Origin of the sequence: Psittacicella hinzii (assembly GCF_003585885.1) — a bacterium.
GTDB lineage: Bacteria > Pseudomonadota > Gammaproteobacteria > Enterobacterales > Psittacicellaceae > Psittacicella.
Window position 1 is genome coordinate 1 of the sequence record NZ_NRHC01000050.1, and the last position, 1204, is coordinate 1204.

Below are 1204 nucleotides of genomic sequence, written 5' to 3' on the forward strand. Positions count from 1 at the left end.
ATAGGGATTCCCTAAATTTTAAAAATGGGTTAAAATAGTAAATAAAAAATTGTTTTATTAAACATAATTTAAGTAAAATAATATATAGAAATTAATCGATTTTTTTGAGGGAGGCTTCCTCCTTTTCAAATTCGAAAGATTTTGAAAAAATTTTTGTCCACCACATCCAAAACAGACCCGCATTATGAATAAAGTTTTTCCTTTACCAGCAGATAGAATTGTACTAAAATCTAAGAAAGATACTTATACCAAAGAAGTATTATTTAGAGGCTATCAATACAACGTAAATGGTAAACCGCAAGTCTCAAAATTTCTTATTGGTAAGACAACTGACGGAAAAACTTTCATTCCTAATGCTAATTACTATGAAATCTTCGATGAAAATAACAATCCTTTCCCTATAGATAAAGACATCTATATCAGAGAAATGAAGAAGTTTGATAGCATCTTAGAGAAATCTAGAAAATCTCAAACTCCGGTGAGATTGAAAGTTTCTCGTATGGATTTCTTAATAAAGGTAATCAAAGAAACAGCAAAAAAATTGCAAAGAGAGGCTTCTGCTACAACAGAAGAGCTAGATTACGTGGTAAATCCGGCAGAATTAGTGAAATCTGTTGACGTGGAGACAGCTACTCCTGAAGAAATTCTTAACGACACATCTTCACCAAACGCCTATCTTGATACTGTTTACAAGATAGTGAACAGCTTAGAGCATACTCGAATTCTTGGTGAAGTTTGGTCAAAAAAGACGGCTATTTCTGTGACTAATTGGGTTGCCTATACAATTCTTAAAGATACATATAATGCCGCACAAAACTTCAATCTCTTTGCTGAAGAGATGAATTTAGCTAGTGAATATCATCTTAGTTCGCAACGTTGTTCTGAGTTATTTAAGTCTCTTAGTGAAGATAAACAAGAAGAGTTCTTCAAAGCTTGGGCTGATTTATTGCAGGAAGAAGAAGCAGTTTATATTGATTTCTCGAACATAACAACATACTCCAATAATCTGGAGCTAGCTGATTATGGTCATTCAAAATCAGGAGAAAAACTCAAGCAAATAAACATCTTGGTCTGTAAAGGTGTAAAAACTAATATGCCTATCTTGATTGAGGCATACCGTGGTAATTTACACGATAGCACTTGGTTTAAAAATGCTATCAAAGCTACAGTAACTTGCGCGCCTAAGGTTAAAATGGTGATTATG

1 protein-coding gene is annotated in these 1204 nt (G+C 33.1%); it reads left to right on the top strand.

The window, feature by feature from the left end; all coding sequences use genetic code 11:
* Positions 1–184: 184 nt before the first annotated feature.
* Positions 185–1204: hypothetical protein (locus CKF54_RS04560; RefSeq protein WP_222987513.1), on the top strand; the 1020-nt coding region annotated here is incomplete at its 3' end.